This is a genomic window from Sphingobium sp. RC1 (assembly GCF_059738765.1).
Genome location: NZ_AP027306.1, coordinates 209,016 through 231,457 on the forward strand (window position 1 = coordinate 209,016; position 22,442 = coordinate 231,457).

Genomic DNA, 22,442 nt, shown 5'->3' on the forward strand with positions numbered 1-22,442 from the left:
GCCTACGCCCAATCCACCCGCGTCCACCCGCGCTTCGCCGCCAGCCTGGCGAGCGGCTTATGCGGATTGGAGGCGAAGGGCATGTCGGCGAATTCCAGCATCGGAGCATCGGACACATGGTCGGAATAGGCGCGGATCTGCGCATGGTCGCGGTCAATCGCTTCCGCCGCCATCCACGCCTTGATCATCCTCAGCTTGCCGGTGTCGTAGCAATTCTCGCCCGCGATCTTGGCGCGCACATAGCGCAGGTCCTGGCTCAGATGGTCGGTCGCGATCACCGCGTCGAACCCCAGCCTGCGGGCGATCGGTTCCACATAAAGGCGGTAGGATGCGGTGGCGAGCACCAGCCGGTATCCATCAGCCCTGTCCCGTGCGATCTGGTCGAGGGCGCCCGCGCGGACATTGGTCGCGACGACTTTGGCCGCATAGCTTTCGACATGCGGCATAAGCCTGGCGCGCTCGACATTGAAACCGATCATCAGCGCCTGATTCAGCTCCTTCAGCCGCTGCCGACTGATGAGCCTCATCACATAGGCGAGCATCAACAGGATGACGCAGGGCAGCAGCACCAGCCGCCATGGCGCCAGCCCCTTGGATACATGTATCAGGAAGCCAGTATAGGTGCCCGAAAAGGTCACCGTGCGGTCCATATCGTATATTGCCAGACGGTGCGTCATGCCGTTTCCGAAACTTTTGCGCCTTGCTATCGTTCTACCGTGCGGATGGGCCGTTTCGGCTTGCCGTGCAACCGATAATGGACCACTAAACCGCCTTGATGAACAAAGCCGCCGATCTTGCCGAAGAAACGCGCGATGGCGGTGCTGTCATTCGACTTCTCGGGCATTTTTCCATTGCCTGCCTGGGCGATCTGCCCGCCCGCCTCGACGCGGTGGCGGGTCCGGTCGCTGCCATCGACCTGTCCGGCATCGACCATATGGACACGATCGGCGCCTGGACCGTCCACCGTACCGCGAAAAGGCTGAGTTGCGAGCTTACCGGCAGCAATGAAGATGCGCGACGCCTGATCGAGGCCGTGGGCAAGCTGGACGAGCCGGTCAACATCAGGCCCGACTATGTTCCCCCGTTGCAGCGCGTGGTCGGCCAGATCGGCGAAGCGGTGGTCAACTCCTTCACCACGCTTCTCGGCCTCCTCGGCTTTTTCGGCGCGACCTTGGTGGCGAGCTGGAACGTTATCCGGCATCCCAGCAAATTCCGCGTCAACGCCGTCGTGCAGCGGTTCGAGGTTGTCGGCGTCTCCGCGCTCGGCATCATCGGCCTCATGAGCTTCCTGATCGGGATCGTCATCGCCCAACAGGGATCGGTGCAGTTGCGCCAGTTCGGCATGGAGATGTTGACGATCAACCTCGTCGGCCGCCTGACCTTCCGCGAACTGGGTGTGCTGATGACCGCAATCATGGTCGCGGGCCGATCCGGCTCGGCCTTCGCGGCGCAGCTCGGCACCATGAAGCTGACCGAAGAAGTGGACGCGATGCGCACCATCGGCGTGTCGCCCATGGAGGCACTGGTGCTGCCCCGGACGCTGGCGGTTGTCATCATGATGCCGCTGCTCGGCTTCTATTCCTCCATCGTCGCGGTGATCGGCGGCGGGTTCCTGTGCGCCGTCTCGCTCGACATCCCGCCGATCACCTTCATCCAACGGTTGCGAGAGGTGGTGCCGATCACAGACCTTTGGGTTGGCCTGCTGAAGGCCCCTGTCTTCGGTATCATCATCGCGCTGTCCGGCTGCTTCCAGGGAATGCAGGTGAAGGGTAATGCGGAGGAAGTCGGGCTGCGAACCACCGCTGCCGTTGTCCAGGCGATTTTCCTGGTGATCGTGATCGATGCGTTTTTCGCGGTCTTCTTCACTTGGCTAGGGTGGAACTGATGGCCGAGGAGGAAGAAGCCGCCGCCGAAGAGGCGCGCGTCGACAAGGCTGTTGAAAAAAGCGAGATCGCCATCTCCGTCCGGGGTCTAAAGAATAGCTTCGGCGATCAGGTCGTGCATGAAAATCTCGACCTCGACGTGCGCAAGGGCGAGATATTGGGCGTCGTCGGCGGCTCGGGCACCGGCAAGTCGGTATTGATGCGCTCGATCATCGGCCTTCAGACACCCGATGAGGGCGAAATCCACGTCTTCGGCGAATCAATGATCGGCCGCCTGGACGACGAGGCGCTGGCCATCCGCAAGCGCTGGGGCGTTCTGTTCCAGGGCGGCGCCCTCTTCTCCACCCTTACCGTGGCCGAAAATGTCGAGGTGCCGATCCGCGAATATTATCCCAATATCGGGCCGCAACTGCGCGACGAGATTGCCGCCTACAAGATCCGGCTGACGGGCCTCCCCGCAGAAGCTGGTCCCAAATATCCCGCCGAGCTTTCGGGCGGCATGAAGAAGCGGGCGGGCCTCGCCCGCGCGCTTGCGCTCGACCCCGATCTGCTGTTTCTTGACGAACCGACTGCCGGGCTCGATCCGATCGGTGCTGCCGCTTTCGATGATCAGACGCGCAAGCTTCAACGGACGCTCGGCCTCACCGTCTTCCTCATTACCCATGACCTCGACACGCTATATTCCATCTGCGACCGCGTGGCGGTGCTGGCGGACAGGAAGGTCATCGCGGTCGGCACCATTGATGAGCTATTGGCGACCGATCACCCCTGGATTCAGGAATATTTCAACGGTCCTCGCGGCCGCGCCGCAACGGCGGCCGTGACCCGCGAACGGGAAAAGACGGCGGCACAGCCATCGGACGGAAGGCGATAATATAATGGAAACCCGCTCCAACCATGTGCTGGTGGGCACGGTCACATTGCTGCTGCTGGCGGCGATCATGGTCGCCGCCTTCTGGTTCTCGCGCCTCTCCGAAGGCGACAACATGGAATATGACATCTTCTTCAAACAGTCGGTGAATGGCCTCGCCAAGGGGTCGAGCGTCAATTACTCCGGCGTTCCCTCCGGACAGGTCGAAAAGATCGAGCTGTGGAAACGCGACCCCAGCTTCGTAAAGGTGCGCATTTCGGTGAAGGAAGGCACGCCCGTCCTTCAAGGCACCACCGCCACCATCGCAGGCGTGGGCTTTACCGGCGTCAGCGAGATCGTGCTGGACGGCGCCGTAAAGGGCGCGCCGCCCATCGGCTGCCCCGAGGAAAATCCCCTGTCCGCCTGCCCCGACGGTATCCCGGTCATTCCGACCAAGCCAGGGGCGCTTGGCGAACTGTTGAACAACGCGCCGCAACTGCTGGAGCGACTCTCGACGCTGACGGAGCGGCTGACCGAACTGTTGAACGACAAGAACCAGCAATCGATCGCGGGCATCCTCGCCAATGTCGAGCGCGTGTCGGGCGCCCTCGCCGATCGCAGCCCGGAGATTGCAGCCACGCTCGCCGAAGCGCGGATCGCGGTCCAGCGCACGGGCATAGCGGCGGAACAGATCGGCAAGCTCGCCGCCACCACGGACTCGATGCTGACCGACGAGGGCAAGCCGCTGATGGCTGACTTGCGCAAGAGCGTGCAGTCCGCGACCCGCAGCATCGAAACGCTCGACAAGACGATTGCTGAGGCGCAGCCGGGCGTGCGCGCGTTCAGCAACCAGACCATGCCGGAAGTTAATCAGCTGGTGCGCGACCTGCGCGAAATGTCGCGCGCCTTCCGCGGCGTTGCCGAAAAACTCGATCAACAGGGCGCGGGGTCGATCGTTGGATCGCCCAAACTGCCCGATTACAAGCGATGAGAGGGACCGCGATGACGTTCCACAAGAAACCTGCCGCCCTTCCCCTCATGCTGGCGCTCGCCGCGGCACTGTCAGGCTGCGTTTCCTTCGGCGGGAAGCCGCCCGAACGGCTGCTGTCACTCGACGCGGCGCAGAAGGTCGCTCCCGGTACGCTCCGCAGCGCCACCGCAGGGACCACCCTCACGGTCGCCGATCCCGAAGCGCCCAAGCTCCTCGACACGGTGCGCGTGCCGGTGCGCACGTCGCCCACATCGCTCGCCTATGTCACCAAGGTGCAGTGGGCCGACACGCCGCGTCATCTATTTCAGAAGCTGCTGTCCGAAACCATCGCCGCTAGCAGCAACCGTATCGTGCTCGATCCCGGTCAATATTCGGCCGATGCGGGCCAGCGCCTGATGGGTGACTTGGTCGATTTCGGCCTGGATGAAGCAAGCAACAGCGCCGTGGTCACCTATGACGCTATCCTTGCCGGACCCGGCGGCACCGCGATCGCGCGCCAGCGGTTCACGGCAAGCGCCCCCATAGGCGGTAAGATCGATGCGACGACCATCGGCGCTCCGCTCAACAGCGCCGCGAACAAGGTCGCTGCCGACGTCGCGGCATGGGTGGCGGCCAGCGGGCGCTGAGGGACAGCACGCCATGCCGAACCTGTATCGGCATGGCGAATGCCGCCTTAATCCAGGCTTTTGCTCGCCTGCTCGGTAACGTCCTTCGACAGGCCCGGCTGACCCAAAATCCTCTGTAACTCGCTGCGCATCAGGCCAGCCCTTCCCTCATCGAAGCGCCGCCACCGCCCCAGTGGCGGAACCAGCCGCGCGGCGGTCTGCGGATTGAGCTTGTCGAGCGCAATGATGCAGTCGGCCACAAGTCGATAGCCCTTGCCCGACCTATGATGGAACGCCCATTGGTTTCCGGCGAACGCACCAAAAAGGGAGCGGACCCGGTTTGGATTGGCCAGCGTGAAATCGGGGTGCCGCCCCAGTTCCTCCACCAGATCGACGGTATCAGGGTGGGAAGCAAAAGCCTGCGTCTGGAACCATTTGTCCAGCGTCAGCGGATCATCCCGATAGCGGTTATAGAAGATGTCGAGCGCCGCCTCCCGCTCGTCACTGCGACCGTTGGCAAGGGTCGCAAGAGCCGATTGCCGCTCCGTCATGTTATCGGCTTCGTCAAATTGGGAAAAGGCCAACGCCGCCCCGTCCGCCGCGCCTGAAGCCGCCAGATAGACCAGGGCGCCGTTACGCAGCTTGCGCGCGCCCTTGGCTGCAGGAGAAAGCGAAAAGCCGTTCGCCCTATTTCGCGCGTGCACGTCGCGCCAGAGGGGCTCCAACTCGCGGCCGACCCGGCGTTGCAACGCATCGCGAGCCTCATGGATGGCATCCGGATCGACCTGCGCCATCTGATCGCCTAGATAGGCTTCGCTCGGCAGGCGAATGGCTTCCGCAATGAATGCCCCATCAAGATGCGGGTCGGTCACGGTATCCCGGATCGCCGTGATGATTGCAGCTGCGTCCAGCGCCTGCCCGGCCACATGGCCGACCAAGGCATTCACCATCAACTGCTGCATCGCTTCATAGCGGGCGAAGGGATCATCATCATGCGCGGACAGGAAAGCCAGATCGGCCTGACTCCTATCTGTTTCAACGATCACCGGCGCTGAGAAGCCACGATTGATGGACAGAATCGGCGCAACAGCAAAGCCCTTGAAGGTGAAGCGCTGCTGCTTCTGTGTCAGCATCAACAGCATCTCGCCCGCACTTCCGCCACTGCCGCGATCGAACAAGGCTGTACGAAGCGGCAGGGCGAACGGAAGCTTTTCCGGCTGGCCCGGTGTCGGCGGCGTGTTCTGCTCCAACAGCAGCTCAGCGGTCTGGGTGACGGGATCATGCGTCAGGCTGGCCCGGACATGCGGCGTTCCGGCCTGCTCATACCAGCGGCGGAACTGGGTAAGGTCCACCCCACCCCCCTCTTCCATCGCCCGGACGAAATCCTCGCAAGTCGCCGCCTCGCCATCGTGCCGCTTAAAATAAAGGTCGGTCGCGGCGCGGAAGCGGTCCGGCCCCAGCATCAGCGCGATCATCCTGATCAGTTCAGCGCCCTTGTTGTAGATGGTCGCCGTATAGAAGTTACTGATTTCCATATAGGATTCCGGCCTGACCGGATGGGCTAGCGGGCCTGCATCTTCCTGAAACTGCGCCGCACGCAGCACCCGCACATCCTCAATGCGCTTGACCGCCTCGCTACCCATATCGGCCGAGAAGTTCTGATCGCGAAAGACGGTGAACCCTTCCTTCAACGAGAGCTGGAACCAGTCCCGGCAAGTGACGCGATTTCCAGACCAGTTGTGGAAATATTCATGCGCCACCACGCCTTCGACGCCGTCATAGTCGGCATCCGTCGCAGTCTCGGGATCGGCCAGAATGTAGCGCGAATTGAATATGTTAAGGCCCTTATTCTCCATCGCCCCGAAGTTGAAGTCCGCCACGGCGACGATGTTGAAGACGTCCAGATCATATTCGCGGCCATAGACGCGCTCATCCCAGGCCATGCTGTTCTTCAACGCCTGCATGGCATGGCCCGTGCGCGTCAGGTCGGCTTCCTTCACCCAGATGCCCAGCTTCAGCTCGCGCCCGCTCATCGTCACGAAACTGTCGCTGTTGCAGGCAAGGTCCCCCGCCACGAGCGCGAAGAGATAGCAGGGTTTGGGGTACGGATCGGTCCATCGTGCCCAATGCCGCCCGCCGGAAAGTTCCCCCTGCTCGACCGGGTCGCCATTGGAAAGCAGGATTGGATAGCATCCCTTGTCCGCTTCCATACGGACGGAATAGCGTGACAGGATGTCCGGTCGATCCGGAAAGAAGGTGATCCGACGAAACCCTTCCGCTTCGCATTGGGTGCAAAGCAACCCGCCGCTGGCATAAAGACCCATCAGCTTGCTGTTATGCTCAGGAGCAAGCTCCACCAGCGTTTCCACCTGATGAACCTCGCCCGAAAGCAGGATAATCAAGGCGCCGCCATCCATCTTCCACTCGCCCGAGCCTAGGGCGCGGCCGTCCACCTTTACCTCGACGGGCGTTAGTTCATCTCCGTCCAGCCTCAGCGCGCGATCATGCGCACCATTGCGGCTGACGCTCAGCCTTGCCCTTACCGTCGTGCGCGCGGGGTCCAAAAGGAAGTCCAGCTCAATCTCGGGGATGAGCCAGTCGGGCGGCCTATAGTCCTGACGTTGAACGACAATGGGCGCGGAAGCATTTGCGGATTGAATGTCAGCCATTGCGGCAATCTAGAGCATTTTCCAGGCAGGTGGTATCACCCGCTGGCCCGGAAAATGCGGAAAACAAGAGTTAAATCGACCATTTTCAAGGCAGGGCGGCGGCGCCCGCTGACTTAGACAGCGCCGCAACAAAATAGAGCATGATCCCATGCAGTTTCGATCGGGTCATGCTCTGGGCAAGGCCCCTCGTCAGATGCCAGTGGCGCGCGGCGGATCATGCCGCGCTTGCCTTTTCAGATGCGCTCGCCGGACAGACGCTGGCACAGCATGTCAAGCTGGTCGAGGGTCGAATAGCGCAACGACAGCGTGCCGCCCGCACCCTCCCCATGTCCAATGTCCACTTTGACGCCCAGAATATCGGCAAGATGCTGTTCGAGCGCCGCAATATCGGGGTCTTTGCTGACCATCCCCGACGGAGTCCGGCCTCGGGGCGCCGCCCCTTCCCCCTTTTTCGAGCGGCGCACCAGGTCTTCGGTATCGCGCACCGACAGGCCCTTGGCTTCAATGGTCTTCGCCAGCGTCTCACAATCCGGCGCGCCGATCAGCGCTCGGGCGTGGCCCATGGACAGCTTCTGCTCAACGACCTGTTGCTGCACAGAGGCCGGAAGATCGAGCAGCCGGATAAGATTGGCGATGTGGCTGCGCGATTTCCCAACGATCCGCCCCAGCGCTTCCTGGCTGTGATTGAAGTCCGCGATCAACTTGCGATAGGCTTCCGCTTCTTCGATCGGGTTTAGGTCTTCGCGCTGGATATTCTCGACCAGCGCGATTTCCAGCGTTTCGGCTTCGTCAAAATCGCGGACGATCGCCGGAATACGGTGCAATTGCGCGCGCTGCGCCGCCCGCCAGCGTCGCTCCCCCGCAACGATTTGAAAGCCGCCGCCATGGGGGCGCACGATGATGGGCTGAATCACGCCGCGCTTGCCAATGCTATCCGCCAACTCGGCCAAGGCACCTTCGTCAAAATGACGGCGGGGTTGCTCCGGATGCGGCTGAATCAGCGCGACTTCGATGCTCTGGATAGCCTTGGTCGAAGCGGAAACCGCCTGTGGTGCGACCGGCTCTTCTCTCGTTACGTCGCCCAATAAAGCCGAAAGGCCCCGTCCCAGTCCATGAGGACGCTTAATGACCTTAAGCTTTTCATCATTCTCGTTGCTCAAGCCGCAACCTCCTGTGGGGGCAGACGCGAAATCAGTTCACGGGCGAGGCGCATATAGGCCTCCGAACCAGAACAGCGGAAGTCGTAGATGAGCGCCGGAACGCCATGGCTTGGTGCTTCCGAAAGCCGGACATTCCGCGGAATAACCGTTGAGAACACCAAATCGCCCAGACATGCCCGCACATCATCCGCGACTTGATCGGTAAGGCGATTACGCCGGTCATACATGGTGAGCGCCACCCCCATGATCGAAAGACCCGGATTGAAACGGCCGCGAATGCGCTCGACCGTCTGCAACAGCTGAGACAGGCCTTCCAGCGCGAAGAATTCACACTGAAGCGGAACGAGCAGCGATTGGGCAGCGACCATCGCATTGATGGTCAGAAGGCCGAGCGAAGGTGGACAATCGATGAGGCAGATATCCCACCTGCCCGCCTGCGCTTCACTCAGCACCCGCTCCAGTCGGTGGGTCCGTTCCTCATATTCGATCAGCTCGATCTCGGCCCCTGACAAATCCTGCGTCGCCGCGATGATGTCGAGTTTCGGCACACGCGTCGGAAGTATCGCATCCTCAATGCCGCAATTCCCGACGAGCAAGTCGTAGCTTGACCAGGTGCGATCGGATTGATGGACCCCCAATCCTGTGGAAGCATTTCCCTGGGGATCAAGGTCGATCAACAACACCCTCAGGCCAGTAGCGGCGAGCCCGGTTGCCAAGTTAATCGCAGTTGTGGTCTTCCCCACCCCACCCTTTTGATTCGCAATGGCGATACGGATCATTTGCGACCTTTCTTGCCCCTCGGCGCTACCGACTGCGCTATAATGATTGCGCTTTCCGGGTCGGTGATGCTGCGTTCCACGTGAAACACACCTTGCCACGAGGATCGCGCCGCCTCCAGTTCATTCTGCGCATTACGCCCCTTTGGCAACACCCAAAGGGTTCGTTTATCGGACAAGTGGAGCGCCGATGGGAAGAGGCGCTCCAATGGCGCATAGGCGCGCGCACTGATTACCGCCGCTACCTCTGAGGAAGCACCTTCCACCCGTCCGCCGTGAACTTGGGCATTCTTGATGCCGATCCTGTCGATCACCCCATTCAGGAAATCTATTCTCTTACGCCGGGATTCTATCATCAGCACAGGTCGGTCGCTCAAAATAGCGATCACGATAGCGGGCAAACCTGCTCCCGATCCGAGGTCAACCCAAAGACCATCACTCGCACTGTTGGCCAATGTGAGAAGCTGAGCCGAGTCCGCGATATGCCTCGCCCAGACATGATCACGCGTGGACTCTGCAATCAAATTCTGCTGATCCATCGCGGACAGCAGCATCTCAACATAGCTGTCCAGCTTCTCCCATGTTTCACGTGAAACGGGGAAATGCTGCTCCAGCCATAGCTTCGCTTCATCCTCCGTCATGCGGCTTGACGCCGAACATGTACCAGCAACGCCGCCAAGGCTGCCGGAGTGATGCCCCGAATACGGCCCGCCGCCGCCAACGTATCGGGTCGAGCCTTATCAAGCCTTTCGATCATCTCGCTCGACAGTCCACCAATTGTCCCAAAATCAAAGTCAGCCGGGATCGACACCCGCTCGTCGCGGCGCAAGGCAGCAATCTCTGTCGCCTGGCGTTCGAGATAAGGGGCGTAATGAGCGTCCTCCAGAATTTCGTCCCGCAGACTCCCGTCTACTGATGTGAGCGACGGCGCCAGAGCGAACAGCAATTCCCGCTGGACCTCCGGAAACCGCGCCCATTCAAACAGGGTTCGCCGCGAGCCATCCTGTCGAACATTCGCACCGGCGCGTGCAAGCTGAGTAGCGCTCAACTGCTGCCCCAACTCCTTATCCACACTGGCGCGCTGCGAAGCCCGCCGATCATAATGAGCCAGCCGCTTCTCGCCCAATATACCATGCACCCGGCCAACTTCTTCCAGCCTGCTTCCCGCGTTGTCCGCCCGCAGCCGCAACCGATACTCCGCCCGCGCGGTCAGCATGCGGTACGGCTCAGTCACGCCTTGCAGCACCAAGTCATCGACCATGACACCGATATAGCTGCTCGCCCGATCGAGTATCATCGGCGCATCCCCCTTGGCCCGCGCCGCCGCATTCACACCGGCAACCAGCCCTTGCGCCGCTGCCTCCTCATATCCCGTGGTGCCATTTATCTGCCCCGCACAAAACAGGCCGGGGACGTCTCGCATCTCCAGACTGTGGTCCAGCGCACGCGGATCGATATGATCATATTCCACCGCATAGCCGGGCACTACGATCTCGGCGCGTTCCAGCCCCGCCATCGACCTGACCATCTGCTCCTGCACATCGGTCGGCAGAGAGGTGCTGATGCCATTGGGATAAACCAGATGGCTTCCCAGCCCTTCCGGCTCCAGAAAAATCTGATGCCCATCGCGATCACCGAAGCGGATCACCTTGTCCTCGATCGAAGGACAGTATCGAGGGCCGCGCCCCTCGATCGCTCCGCTAAACAACGGCGAGCGCCCCAGCCCTCCACGGATGATCGCGTGGGTTGCCTCATTGGTACGCGTGATCGCACAACTCAACTGCGGAAGCTGCCGTCCTGCGGAGATGGCTGACATGGTCCAATCGCCATCGTCAGATGGCTGCTCTTCCAGCCCCCCCCAATTTATCGATCGCCCATCCAGCCTCGGCGGGGTTCCGGTCTTCAGCCGCGCGATTGGCAGGCCCAAACCACGAAGCTGGACACCCAGTGCCGTTGCCGCCTGTTCCCCGGTTCGCCCGCCTGTTAAGATTTCCTCGCCTCGGAACAATTTACCGCCCAGAAACGTGCCCGTTGCCAACACGATGGCTGGCGCGGATAAGCGGTGTCCGTCTGCCAGTTCCAGCCCTTCTACCGCGCCATTCTTCAGCAGCAGCGCCGCAGCCTCCCCCTCGATGATTTCGATCCCGCGCTGCGCGTCGATCATGCGGTGAATGGCGGCCCGATAATGGGATCGATCGGCCTGCACGCGCGGCCCCTGAACGGCCGCACCTTTGCTGCTGTTCAACATCCGGTAATGTATCGCAGCAGCGTCGGCGGCACGCGCTATCAAGCCATCCAGCGCATCAACCTCGCGCACCAGATGGCCTTTGCCCAACCCGCCGATCGCCGGGTTGCATGACATTGCTCCCACCGTTGCCTTTTCGAAAGTGAGCAGCGCGACCCGCGTACCCTTGCGAGCAGCCGCTGCCGCTGCCTCACATCCGGCATGGCCGCCGCCAACCACGATCACGTCAAAAGCTGTCTGCATGTCGGCGCCCTTATCAGAATTGGGGCCTCGCGGTCAAAACTGTTCCACGTGGAACAGCGCTCATTTGCCGATGCAAAATCCTGCAAAGAGCCGGTCGAGCATATGCTCTGTACTTGCCCGCCCCGTCAGCGCATCGATCGCCGCACGTGCATTCCGAAGTTCTTCCGCGACAATAAGAAGGTCTGACTGCGGCAAAGCATTTTCCAAATGGGCGAGCAGCAGCGCAACGCCCTCCCGCTGCCTTACATGCAATGCATAATCGCTCACTCCCGGCAGCAATGCAGCAGCTCGCTCCAGGAGCAAAGCGATGAGCGTCTCCATCCCCTCGCCTGTGACCGCCGATATGGGCAACCCTCTAGTCACCGCGTGCCGGTCACATTGGGCACCGACAATTATCGCGTCGGTGCGTGGCGCTTCATCCGGATCGCCAAGCCACAAAATGATGTCAGCACTGTTCAGCGCCGCGCGAGCCCGGTCCATCCCGATCGCTTCGATGACGTCCGATGTCGCCTCTCTCAGACCGGCGGTATCGGTGAACAGGAAAGCAGTCCCGCCAAGCGCTGCGGGCACTTCGATGCGGTCGCGCGTCGTACCCGCGACATCGGACACGATCGCTGCTTCCCGCCCCACCAGCGCATTCAAAAGCGTGGACTTCCCCGCATTGGGCGGCCCGGCCAGCACCACCCGAATGCCATCCCGCAAACGCTCCGCAGAAGGCGCCTTCAGTGCAGACCCCACCTCCCCAATAAGCGTAGCTATGCCGGAGTCGATGCGTTCCTCGGCCCCATGCTCAGGCACGTCATCCTCATCGGAAAAGTCGAGCGCTGCCTCCGCCATGGCGGAAAGGTCGAGCAAGCTCCTCTGCCACTGCTCTAGCCGACGAGAAAAATGCCCCTCGGACATGAGCAGAGCCGCGCGCCGTTGCTGCTGGGTTTCGGCGGCAAGAAGATCGGCCAGCCCCTCGACCTCGTTGAGATCCATCCGCCCATTCATGAAAGCCCGGCGGGTGAACTCTCCCGGCTGGGCCTGCCGCACGCCTTCAAAGGACCTGAGCGCATCCTCCAGCTCCGCAACCACGGCCCGCCCGCCATGGCAATGCAGCTCCGCCAGATCTTCGCCGGTCGCAGTGCCGGGGCCAGGAAACCACAGGATGAGCGCACGATCGAGGGGCACCCCGTTGCGGGGGTCCTTCAATAACGCCAGCCGCGCCCGCCGGGGTTGGGGAAGATGCCCCGCAAGGCCCTGCAAGGCGGCGGCGGCAGCAGGGCCACTTATCCGAATGACCCCAATCCCTGCCGGTGGCGCACCACTCGACAGGGCGAAAATCGTATCTGCCATTAAGGGTTCAAGACTTGTCGCCATTCTTCCCAGCAACGCCAGAAAGGCCGATGTCCATCATCTGCCGGAACAGGCGCATGCCCGCATCTCCCAAGGGAGAGAAGCTTTTGAACATCGTTTCCATCTGTTCAGCGCTGGCGATGCCATCAAAGCTGTCCAGCATCGTTTTCACATATTTGTCGTGAATGGGCGTGACATCAGGCAGGCCCAGAAAGGCCCGCGCCTCGGTTGGGGTGCAATCTACGTCGACGGTTACTTTCATCCTGCGCACCTTCAATTGCCAGCGATCGTCGTCATGCCGCAACATGGCCCCTGAACGCAAATAATTTGGCCAGAGCAGCGTTGGCGGTTCTGCAAAAGCCGCTTATCCTCAAACACAGTGCAGCGAACGAAAGGACATCCGCCATGGGATCATTTACGCCGATTTCGACCCTTGAGGGCGATGCGCAATTCGACACCTATGTCGCTCGGCCGGAAGGAACCCCGCGCGGGGCGATTATCGTCATTCAGGAAATCTTCGGCGTGAATGAAGGCATTCGCCGCAAATGCGACAATTGGGCCAACCAGGGATATCTGGCGGTTTCTCCTGACCTGTTCTGGCGTGACACGCCTCATGTCGAACTGGATGCGGATGTTCCAGAACAATTTCAGGCGGCAATTGGCCACATGCAAAAGCTGAATCAGGACCTCGCCATCTATGACATTGAATCGGCGATCAAATTCGCTCGGGCGGAACTGGGCGGCACGGGCAAGGTCGGCGTGGTCGGCTATTGCCTTGGCGGGCGGCTGACCTTCATGGCCGCCTGCCGGACGGATGGCGACGCCTTTGTGGGCTATTATGGTGTGGGCATCGACAATCTTCTGGGCGAGCAGCATGCAATCGGTAAGCCCGTCCTACTGCACATCCCCACCGCTGATGGCTTCGTGCCGCCGGAAGTCCAGAAGACGATGCATGACGGACTGAAGGACAATCGCCACGTGACCCTTCATGATTATGAGGGGCTGGATCATGGCTTTGCCGCTGAAATGGGCGCGCGCCGGGTCGAGGATGCCGCGCAACTGGCCGATCAGCGCACAGCCGATTTCTTCGCCACGCATCTCTGACCGACGCGCCGCCCATGACACAAGCCTGGCGCATGATCGTCCGCACAACCGGTGGTCCGGAGGTGATCGAGCGGGAGTATTTCGATCCCGCACCTCCGGCCGAGGGTGAGGTGCTGATCGCTCAGGACGCAATCGGCCTGAATTTCATCGACACCTATCATCGGTCTGGTCTCTACGAAGCCCCGCTACCCCTCACACTCGGCGTCGAAGGCGCGGGCTATGTCGCGGCCTTGGGACCGGGTGTCAGCGGGCTGGCGATCGGCGACAAGGTAGGCGCTGCTGGCGGCCTGGGCGGTTATGCCACCCATCGCACGGTCGCCGCCGACCGCGTCATAAGGATCCCAGACAAGATCGGCACGGATGAAGCAGCCGCGATGATGCTGAAGGGCATGACCGCCTGCTTCCTGGCGGAGGATATATTGCCCCTGCGACCCGGTCAGGTCGCTCTGGTCCATGCAGCCGCCGGTGGCGTAGGTTCCGTGCTGGTGCCCTGGCTTCGGGACAAGGGCGTCGTGGTCATCGCCCATAGCGGGTCGGCGGAAAAGGCCGCCACCGTGCCGGCCGACCACAGCCTGCACTGCCCGTTGACGGACCTTGCCGACCGGGTGCGCGCGCTCACCGACGGACAGGGTGTAGACGTCGTCTATGATGGCGTGGGGAAGGACAGCTGGAGCGCGTCGCTTAGCTCGCTCAAACGGCGCGGCATGATGGTGAGCTATGGCAATGCGTCTGGCCCAGTACCGCCGGTCAGCATACTGGAACTCAGTCGCGCTGGGTCCCTTTATGTGACCCGCCCCACCCTGTTCGACTATATCGTGACGCAGGAGGAACTGAAGCATGTCAGTGACCGCCTGTTCGATCGCATGTTGAGGGGCGTCGTTCGCGCCCATATCGGCCAGCGTTTCGCCCTTTCGGAGGCTGCGGAAGCACATCGGGCGCTGGAAGGGCGACAGACCGTCGGCAGCACCATCCTGGTGCCCTAAAGCATCGTGCGCAAAAGTGGGAACCGGTTTTGCGCTTAAAAGGATGCGATAACAAAAACTAGATCGCGCGACCTGCGTCCGATTAACGCAGCGCGCTCTAGGCCCGCTGAAGAAGTCTGAAAACGGGTCGAGCAGGTGACGGGCATCAAGCCCGCCCCTGCTCGCCTCAATCACACAAAGAGGGTCAGGATGCCGACCTGATGATCGACAACGCCCTCATAGATCATCTTGACGGCGACATAGATGATGACGGCTAGACCCAGATAAGCGATCCACCGGAAACGCTCGATATATTTGGCAATGATGTTCGCCGCGATACCCATCAGGGCTACCGACAGGATAAGCCCGATGATCAGGATGCCAGGGTGATCACGCGCCGCGCCCGCGACGGCCAGCACATTGTCCAGGCTCATCGACACGTCGGCAACGGCGACAGCCCAAGCGGCGGCTGCGAAGCTCTTTGCGGGACGCAGCCCCGATATGTCATCGTCGCTGGGATCGTCCGGCGTGTCCGCACCCCGCTTCGGGTGAAGTTCCCGCCACATCTTCCAGCTGACCCACAGCAGCAGCAGGCCACCGGCCAGGATCAGGCCGACAATCTGCATCAACTGCGTCACGACCAGGGCAAACCCGATACGCAGCACCAATGCGGCGATGATACCGATCATGATGACGCGCTGGCGCTGCTGCACCGGCAGGCCCGCCGCCAATGCGCCCACGACGATCGCATTGTCGCCCGCGAGCAGGATATCGATCATCAGCACCTGGCCAAAGGCCGCTAGAGCAGCCGGAGAACCGATATTGCTGAAATCGTTGACGATGTGCCCCCAAATGTCTGCGGGCGATCCCAAACCCTGCGCGGCGGCAGCGGCAGTCGTAAGAAGGTCGATCATAACGGCCTGATATAACTCCGCTTATTGGTTCATCGAGTCGAAGAAGTCTTCGTTGGTCTTGGAATCCTTCATCTTGTCGAGCAGGAATTCCATCGCATCGATCGTGCCCATCTGCATCAGGATACGGCGCAGCACCCACATCTTGGAAAGCTTGGCCTTGTCCACCAGCAATTCTTCCTTGCGGGTGCCCGACTTGCCGACGTCCAGCGCCGGGAAGATGCGCTTGTCGGCGACCTTGCGGTCCAGCACGATTTCGGAGTTACCGGTGCCCTTGAATTCTTCGAAGATGACTTCGTCCATGCGGCTGCCGGTGTCGATCAGCGCGGTGGCGATGATGGAGAGCGAACCGCCCTCTTCGATGTTACGCGCCGCACCGAAGAAACGCTTGGGACGCTGAAGCGCATTGGCGTCAACGCCGCCCGTCAGCACCTTGCCCGACGAAGGCACAACAGTGTTGTAGGCACGGCCCAGACGCGTGATCGAATCGAGCAGGATCACCACATCCTTCTTATGTTCCACGAGGCGCTTGGCCTTTTCGATCACCATTTCGGCAACCTGCACGTGGCGCTGCGCGGGTTCGTCGAAGGTTGAGGACACAACCTCGCCCTTCACGCTGCGCTGCATGTCGGTGACTTCTTCCGGGCGCTCGTCGATCAGAAGGACGATCAGGAACACTTCGGGATGATTGTCGGTGATCGCCTTGGCGATGTTCTGGAGCAGCACAGTCTTACCCGTGCGCGGCGGCGCGACGATCAGCGCGCGCTGGCCCTTGCCCTGTGGCGAGACGATGTCGATGACGCGGGCCGATTTGTCCTTGACCGTCGGGTCGAGCGTATCGAGCACCAGCTTCTGGGTCGGATAAAGCGGCGTCAGGTTGTCGAAGTTGACGCGATGCCGGACGACGTCCGGGTCATCGAAATTGACGGAGATAAGCTTGGTCAGCGCGAAATAGCGCTCGCCATCCTTGGGCGCGCGGATTTCACCTTCCACCGTATCACCGGTGCGCAGGCCGAACTTGCGGACCTGATTGGGCGACACATAGATGTCGTCGGGACCGGCAAGGAAGTTCGCTTCGGGCGAGCGGAGGAAACCAAAGCCATCGGCCAGCACTTCGATCGTGCCCTCACCCATGATCTGCTCGCCATTTTCCGCCTCAGCCTTGAGGATCGCGAACATCAGGTCCTGTTTGCGCAGGGTCGATGCGCCTTCGACCCCCAGTTCTTCCGCCGTGGTGACCAGATCGGCGGGTGATTTCTTCTTGAGGTCTTTAAGGTGCATTCGACTTGAGTCCGATGACGAGAGATGAAGATTGGAAATACGAAAAAGGAGAGTCGCCCGGTATGGAAAACACGGGACTCCGGCGCTGGACGGCCGGGATAGACCGTCCGCGTTTAGCGATCAGCCCCCCCCAAAGTCAAGGTGTCGCTTGGCTCTGCCTCGCTGGAAATGCTGGCTCCCGCCGCCTTCATCGGCAAATGGTGCAGCAGTTGCGGCAATGGACCGGCCTTGGCGATCCATGCTATGACTTGGCGCTCTAGCTGAAGAGGCGAAGGGCATGAGACGGCCTTATCTCGTCCCTGCAATGGCCATGCTGATGATCTGCCCGCCCGCCGCGGGTCAGCCGGTAACTGCGGCCGATCCGCCCGCCGTGGTCCGCACCCTCTCGACCAGCGACGACCGCGTCTCCATCCCCATCCACATTGATGGGCGCGGCCCGTGGAACTTCATCGTCGATACCGGATCGCAACGCACCGTCATTTCGCGCGACCTGGCCGACCGGCTCGCCCTGCCCGCGCGCCGCCAGGTCACCATCGTCAGCATGGCGGGTCGCCAGGAAACGCGCACCGTCGCCGTTCCGCGGCTCGGCTATGGCACGGAAACGGTCGATGGCATCGAAGCGCCTGTGCTGGAGGGTGACCATCTCGGCGCGGCTGGGCTGCTCGGGCTCGACAGTCTGCATGCCAAGCGGCTTCTCCTGAATTTCCGCACCGGCCGAATGGAAATCGGCGCCAGCCGTCCCTCATGGCGTGACCCCAACGCCATCATCGTCGAGGCACGGCGGCGCAAGGGGCAACTCATCCTGCTCCATTCCGACGCCAATGGATTGAAGGTCAACATCATCCTCGACACCGGCACGCATCTGAGCGTCGGCAATCTCGCGCTGCGCGACAAGCTGATCCGCAAGAAGCGCGCGCCTGTGATGAGCGAGGTCAGCCTGATCAGCGTGACGGGCGAGACCCTGACCGGCCAGCTCGGGCACATCGGCAGGATTCGCATGGGTCCGATCAACCTGACTGATCTGCCGGTCATGTTCGCCGATGCCCAGCCATTCCGGGAACTTGGCTTGTCGGACAAGCCGACCCTGCTTCTGGGCATCCAGGCCCTCAAGATGTTCGATCGCGTCGCCATCGACTTCGGCCGGGGCAGGGTAGATTTCCTGATGCCAGACGCGAGTGCGCTTGATCGGCAACGCTTTGCCGCCACCCGGCGCGAAGCGGGGTAGCCGATCAGCGCGGCGCGTTACGCTGCCGGTCGCGGCCCAGCACCTGGTCGATCCATTGCTGGTCCAGTCTTGGCGGCGTCGTGCGGGCTGGAGCAGCCTGATCGACGGACTGGTCGTCCTGCTCGGGCTGCTGATCCTGTTGCTGCGGGGCATCCTGACCGATCGGCAGGCCGTTTTCATCGACCATCATGCCCCCGCTCGTACCATTGTCGGGCTGGCCATAATAGGCTTCATCATCAGGCTCCAGCTGCCATTCGGGCAGCGTCACCTGCGTCTCAAACTGCTCGACCGGGCGACGGGATACCGCCACCTTCATATAGTCGGCAAAGGCATGGGCGGGTGCGCGGCCACCCTGTAGCACGCCGACGGCGCGCGCATCGTCCCGACCCATCCACACGCCTGTGGTGATGCCGCTGGAAAAGCCCAGGAACCAGCCATCCTTGTTGCTGCTGGTCGTGCCGGTCTTGCCCGCCACCGGTCGGCCGATCTGCGCCGCCTTGCCCGTGCCGGTGCTGACCGCCGTCTGCATCAGGTCGGTCATCCCCGCCGCCACCCAGGGCGCGACCAGCACGCGGCTGGTATCGTCCTGATGCTGATAGAGCATCCGGCCGTCAGCCGTCGTCACCTTCGTGATGCCATAGGGCGTCACCGCCACGCCCTTGCGCGCGATAGAGGCGAAGGCGCGCGTCATGTCGATCAGCCGCACGTCAGACGTGCCCAGCACCATGGACGGATGGGTATTGATGGGCGTCGTCACGCCAAAGCGCCGCGCCATGTCAGCCACCGTCGGAAAGCCCACCTCGACCCCCAGCTGCGCGGCAACGGTATTGATGGAATAGGCAAAGGCGGTGCGAACATCGATGTCGCCCGAAAAACGCCCGGAGCTGTTGCGCGGGCTCCAGCCATTGATCGTCACCGGCTTGTCCGTGACGCCCGTGTCAGGCGTATATCCCGCCTCCAGCGCCGCCATATAGACGAAGATCTTCCAGGCCGAACCCGGCTGCCGCGTGGCGGTCGTCGCACGATTATAGTTGGACGTCACATAGTCCAGACCCCCGACCATCGCCCGCACCGCACCATCGCGGTCGAGCGAGACCAGCGCACCTTGCGCACCCGATGGCACATTGGCCTGGATCGCCGCCGTCGCCGCCTTCTGCATCCCAAGGTCGATGGTGGTATAGACCTCCAGCGGCTCGTTGGGCTCATCCACCAGCAGATCGAGCTGCGGCAGCGCCCAATCTGTGAAATAGCGCACGCTGTTCTGCGGCGGCTCGGGCGCCATCTTGACGTCGTTCAGATCGACGCGCGCCCGCTCCGCGGCACTAATCGCGCCATTTTCCTGCATCAGCTCCAGCACGACGCCCGCGCGGCCGATCGCCGCCTCGGCATCTGCGGTAGGCGAATAGCTGGAAGGCGCCTTCACCAGACCAGCCACGATGGCGGCTTCCGGCAGGCTGAGTGCGTTAGCGGGATGGCCGAAGAATTTCCGGCTGGCGGCATCGATGCCATAGGCGCCGCCGCCGAAATACACCTTGTTGAGGTACAGCTCCAATATCTGCCGCTTGGAAAATTTCCGTTCCAGCGCCAGCGCCAGGACCATTTCCCGCACCTTGCGGCCCCAGCTATAGCTGTTGTTGAGGAAGATGTTCCGCGTGACCTGCTGGGTAATGGTCGATGCACCCTGCCAGCGGCGGCCCTTGCCCCGGTTCTCCAGTGCCACCCAGGTCGCGCGCGCCATGCCGATCGGATCGACGCCGGGATGCAGGTAAAAGCGCTTGTCCTCGGTGGAGACCATCGCATCCACCATGACCGTCGGGATCTGGTCATAGGCCAGCCATCGGCCAAAGCTCGGCCCCAACGACACGATGACGCTGCCATCGGCGGCATGCACGCGGATCATCTGCCCATTGGGCGATGATTTCAGCGATTCATAGCTGGGCAGCGACTGGTAGGCGATCACCACCGCCACGACGATCGCGAACAACGCGCCAAGCGTCGCGACCAGCCCGAACTTGATGCCCCGCATCAGCCACCGCTTCGCGCCTCCGGGCGTGTCCTTGCTCTTGCCTGATCGTGCCATCTATATCGCCCGGATACGCGCTAAGGGATCGGGCCGCCAGCGCAAATCAGGCGCGAACAACCCTGTGAGCTTGGTTCTCAAGAGAAGCGACGCTTTACCCGCGATGAATGATTATTCAACCTCGTCCCGCGGCTTGAAATCCAGCGATGCACTGTTCATGCAATAGCGCAGGCCGTTGACGCCCGGACCATCGGGAAAGACATGGCCCAGATGCCCTTCGCACTTGGCGCAACGCACTTCGGTGCGCATCATGCCATGGCTGATGTCGCGAATCTCCTCCACCGCGTCGATATCGACCGGCGTGGTGAAGCTTGGCCAGCCCGACCCGCTGTCATATTTCTCTTCCGCGTCGAACAGCTCCGCCCCGCAACCGGCGCAATAATAAACACCATCGGCCTTGTTGCCATTATATTTGCCGGTAAAAGCCCGCTCGGTCCCGGCTTCCCGCAGGACATGAAATTGTTCGGGGGAAAGGCGCTCGCGCCATTCGGCGTCGGTCAGGTTGAGCTTGTCCATGGCCGCAATATGGCGACCGCCCTTCCTGCGATCAAGCGCTTAGCGCTCCCGCGCCGCCTGCCGCGCAATGGCGAGCAGTTCGTGGCGCACCATAAGGTCGCCAAGGCCCCTGCCCGACCGGCTTGCCCGTTCCGCCTGCGCCAGCCGCTGGATTACCCGCGCGATGCCATGCGCATCCCACAGCCGCACCTGCCGGGTGACGACGCCCTTTTCCTTCCAGAACACCTGCTTGCCCGCCGCTTCGACGGCTGCCTCCAACCGACCGCTGTCATCGAAGGACGAACGGATATTGGCGAGCAGCATCGCACGGGTCAGAAGCGGCCGCAGCACCGCCGCCATCGCCGTTCCCGCCTCGGCCAGACGCCCCAGTTCCCGATGCATGGCGCGCAGGTCGCCCCCCAGCACCGCATTTACTAGCGGCGCCGCGTCCGAATCTGGATTATCGGCGGACAGGGCGTCCAGCGCTTCCGCCGTCGCCTCGGCTGGCCGATCCGGCGCGGCGTCGAGATAGAGGATCAGCTTCTCGATCTCGCCGCCCATCAATGCGCGGTCGCCATTGGCCAGGTCCACGATCCGCTTCGCCAGCTCGGCGGGCAGGCGCAGTCCCCCGTCCCGCGCGATCGCGACGGCAATCTGCTCTGCCTCCCGCGCATCCGGCTGATAGGAGGCGAACGCCATGGCCAGCGGACTGTCGAGCGCCAGCTTTAACAGCTTGGACGTAGCCTTCAGCGCCCCTGCGGTAGCGATCACCGGATTGCCTGCCGCCAGCGCTTCGAACAACGCGGTCACCGCCGCCAGCGATTCCTCGCCCATGCCGTTGACGCGTATCCAGCGCCGGTCACCGAACATGGAAAAAGACGCCGCCTCGTCCGCCAGCCGGGCGGGATCGTCTCGCAATGTCGGCCCATCCAGATCGACGCGCTCCGCCTCCGGCCCCATCGCCCGTTCGAGCCGCTTGCCCAGCGCCGCGCTGCCCGCCTCATCGGGTCCGTAGAGCAGGAAGAAACGGATGTCGGCCGGGGGTGCGTCCAGCGCCTTTTCAATCTGGCCGCGATTGGCCTTCAACGCTGCTGGTCCCTCGCCGCGAACAGCGCGAGCCGGGAGACGATCTGGTCCGCAATCGTCTGCGACAGCCGTTCCAGCGCGGTATCTTCCGCCGCGATGGTCGCATATTCGCTGGAGGTCACGTCAATGCCCGCGTCCGATCCCGCCGTATCGTCGATCACCTGCGCGCCGGTAGCCGCATCAATCAACTGATAGCGCGCCCGCAACGTCCGCCGTTCGCGCGTAATCGCCTGGTCAGCGCGCAAGCCAAAGCCGCTGATCTGGTCGTCCAGCTTCACCACCAGCTTATAGCTCGGCCCCGCGCCGCTCATCGCGGACAGGCGATCGTTGAGCGCATTGCGCACCAGCCAGCCGCCCTTGCCCTCGATCGGCGCAATCTCGACATTGCCCAGCTTCTGCGCGACCGCGCCATAACTGCCGCCACTATAGACGGGACGCAGGCCACAAGCGGAGAGGATGACGGTGGCAGCAAGCAGGGGCAAAATGCGCTTCATGGGACACTCTCTACCCGTTCGGACGGAGCCTGTCGAAGCCCTGT

The 22,442-nt window shown here is 62.2% G+C and carries 21 protein-coding genes; 7 read left to right on the forward strand and 14 right to left on the reverse strand.

Going from position 1 to position 22,442, the window contains the following annotated elements:
* Positions 1-2: 2 nt before the first annotated feature.
* Positions 3-677 (reverse strand): HAD family hydrolase, encoded by a 675-nt coding sequence (locus tag AC6JBC_RS01035; protein WP_464801849.1) that lies wholly within the window; start codon positions 675-677, stop codon positions 3-5.
* A 98-nt stretch (positions 678-775) separates the two neighbouring features.
* Between AC6JBC_RS01035 and AC6JBC_RS01040 the strand changes: the two genes are divergently transcribed.
* The 4 genes from AC6JBC_RS01040 to AC6JBC_RS01055 are packed head-to-tail and all read left to right on the forward strand — an operon-like array spanning position 776 to position 4,350.
* Positions 776-1,885 carry an MlaE family lipid ABC transporter permease subunit gene (locus tag AC6JBC_RS01040; protein WP_460988132.1) on the forward strand — a complete coding sequence of 370 codons (1,110 nt, stop codon included), beginning with the start codon at positions 776-778 and terminating at the stop codon, positions 1,883-1,885.
* Positions 1,885-2,757 carry an ABC transporter ATP-binding protein gene (locus tag AC6JBC_RS01045; protein WP_196224883.1) on the forward strand — a complete coding sequence of 291 codons (873 nt, stop codon included), beginning with the start codon at positions 1,885-1,887 and terminating at the stop codon, positions 2,755-2,757. The genes AC6JBC_RS01040 and AC6JBC_RS01045 overlap by 1 nt, the downstream gene beginning before the upstream one ends.
* A gap of 4 nt (positions 2,758-2,761) precedes the next feature.
* On the forward strand, positions 2,762-3,724 hold the full coding sequence (locus AC6JBC_RS01050) for an MlaD family protein (protein WP_449474499.1): 963 nt from the start codon (positions 2,762-2,764) through the stop codon (positions 3,722-3,724).
* An 11-nt stretch (positions 3,725-3,735) separates the two neighbouring features.
* Positions 3,736-4,350 (forward strand): ABC-type transport auxiliary lipoprotein family protein, encoded by a 615-nt coding sequence (locus tag AC6JBC_RS01055; RefSeq protein WP_464787735.1) that lies wholly within the window; start codon positions 3,736-3,738, stop codon positions 4,348-4,350.
* Positions 4,351-4,397: 47 nt separating this feature from the next.
* On the opposite strand, the gene pepN is transcribed toward AC6JBC_RS01055, so the two are convergent.
* From pepN to AC6JBC_RS01090, 7 genes are all read right to left on the reverse strand, one after another.
* Positions 4,398-6,998 (reverse strand): aminopeptidase N, encoded by a 2,601-nt coding sequence (gene pepN, locus AC6JBC_RS01060; protein WP_498024899.1) that lies wholly within the window; start codon positions 6,996-6,998, stop codon positions 4,398-4,400.
* Positions 6,999-7,231: 233 nt separating this feature from the next.
* Entirely contained in the window at positions 7,232-8,158 is a 927-nt protein-coding gene (locus AC6JBC_RS01065) for a ParB/RepB/Spo0J family partition protein (protein WP_464787737.1), read from the reverse strand.
* Entirely contained in the window at positions 8,155-8,937 is a 783-nt protein-coding gene (locus AC6JBC_RS01070) for a ParA family protein (RefSeq protein WP_464787738.1), read from the reverse strand. Before AC6JBC_RS01070 ends, AC6JBC_RS01065 begins: the two co-directional genes overlap by 4 nt.
* Entirely contained in the window at positions 8,934-9,575 is a 642-nt protein-coding gene (gene rsmG, locus AC6JBC_RS01075; protein ID WP_498024900.1) for a 16S rRNA (guanine(527)-N(7))-methyltransferase RsmG, read from the reverse strand. The genes AC6JBC_RS01070 and rsmG overlap by 4 nt, the downstream gene beginning before the upstream one ends.
* The gene (gene mnmG, locus AC6JBC_RS01080) at positions 9,572-11,422 is read right to left on the reverse strand and encodes a tRNA uridine-5-carboxymethylaminomethyl(34) synthesis enzyme MnmG (protein ID WP_498024902.1); all 1,851 of its coding nucleotides are present in this window, start codon (positions 11,420-11,422) and stop codon (positions 9,572-9,574) included. Before mnmG ends, rsmG begins: the two co-directional genes overlap by 4 nt.
* A gap of 60 nt (positions 11,423-11,482) precedes the next feature.
* Positions 11,483-12,760, reverse strand: a complete 1,278-nt coding sequence (gene mnmE, locus AC6JBC_RS01085) for a tRNA uridine-5-carboxymethylaminomethyl(34) synthesis GTPase MnmE (RefSeq protein ID WP_498024904.1) — start codon at positions 12,758-12,760, stop codon at positions 11,483-11,485.
* Positions 12,761-12,767: 7 nt separating this feature from the next.
* Positions 12,768-13,022: a DUF6489 family protein gene (locus AC6JBC_RS01090; RefSeq protein WP_196226641.1), complete on the reverse strand. Its 255-nt coding sequence runs from the start codon at positions 13,020-13,022 to the stop codon at positions 12,768-12,770.
* 143 nt (positions 13,023-13,165) lie between these two features.
* Between AC6JBC_RS01090 and AC6JBC_RS01095 the strand changes: the two genes are divergently transcribed.
* On the forward strand, positions 13,166-13,864 hold the full coding sequence (locus AC6JBC_RS01095) for a dienelactone hydrolase family protein (protein ID WP_498024905.1): 699 nt from the start codon (positions 13,166-13,168) through the stop codon (positions 13,862-13,864).
* Positions 13,865-13,878: 14 nt separating this feature from the next.
* On the forward strand, positions 13,879-14,847 hold the full coding sequence (locus AC6JBC_RS01100) for a quinone oxidoreductase family protein (protein WP_498024906.1): 969 nt from the start codon (positions 13,879-13,881) through the stop codon (positions 14,845-14,847).
* Between the two features lie 170 nt (positions 14,848-15,017).
* Here the strand turns inward: AC6JBC_RS01100 and AC6JBC_RS01105 are convergent, their stop codons facing one another.
* Both AC6JBC_RS01105 and rho read right to left on the reverse strand, forming a co-directional pair.
* Positions 15,018-15,740 carry a YjbE family putative metal transport protein gene (locus tag AC6JBC_RS01105; RefSeq protein ID WP_498024907.1) on the reverse strand — a complete coding sequence of 241 codons (723 nt, stop codon included), beginning with the start codon at positions 15,738-15,740 and terminating at the stop codon, positions 15,018-15,020.
* Between the two features lie 21 nt (positions 15,741-15,761).
* Positions 15,762-17,018 carry a transcription termination factor Rho gene (gene rho, locus AC6JBC_RS01110; protein WP_498024909.1) on the reverse strand — a complete coding sequence of 419 codons (1,257 nt, stop codon included), beginning with the start codon at positions 17,016-17,018 and terminating at the stop codon, positions 15,762-15,764.
* 277 nt (positions 17,019-17,295) lie between these two features.
* Here rho and AC6JBC_RS01115 point away from each other — a divergent pair, with 277 nt between their 5' ends.
* The gene (locus AC6JBC_RS01115; protein WP_498024911.1) at positions 17,296-18,243 is read left to right on the forward strand and encodes an aspartyl protease family protein; all 948 of its coding nucleotides are present in this window, start codon (positions 17,296-17,298) and stop codon (positions 18,241-18,243) included.
* A gap of 4 nt (positions 18,244-18,247) precedes the next feature.
* On the opposite strand, the gene AC6JBC_RS01120 is transcribed toward AC6JBC_RS01115, so the two are convergent.
* The 4 genes from AC6JBC_RS01120 to lptE all read right to left on the reverse strand — a co-directional run bounded on the left by AC6JBC_RS01120 (position 18,248) and on the right by lptE (position 22,398).
* Positions 18,248-20,323, reverse strand: a complete 2,076-nt coding sequence (locus AC6JBC_RS01120) for a transglycosylase domain-containing protein (protein ID WP_498024912.1) — start codon at positions 20,321-20,323, stop codon at positions 18,248-18,250.
* Between the two features lie 111 nt (positions 20,324-20,434).
* Positions 20,435-20,839: a peptide-methionine (R)-S-oxide reductase MsrB gene (gene msrB / locus AC6JBC_RS01125; RefSeq protein WP_498024914.1), complete on the reverse strand. Its 405-nt coding sequence runs from the start codon at positions 20,837-20,839 to the stop codon at positions 20,435-20,437.
* Positions 20,840-20,878: 39 nt separating this feature from the next.
* On the reverse strand, positions 20,879-21,904 hold the full coding sequence (gene holA / locus AC6JBC_RS01130; protein WP_498024916.1) for a DNA polymerase III subunit delta: 1,026 nt from the start codon (positions 21,902-21,904) through the stop codon (positions 20,879-20,881).
* Positions 21,901-22,398, reverse strand: coding sequence for an LPS assembly lipoprotein LptE (lptE, locus tag AC6JBC_RS01135; protein WP_498024917.1), 498 nt, complete (start codon positions 22,396-22,398; stop codon positions 21,901-21,903). Before lptE ends, holA begins: the two co-directional genes overlap by 4 nt.
* Between the last annotated feature and the right edge of the window lie 44 nt (positions 22,399-22,442).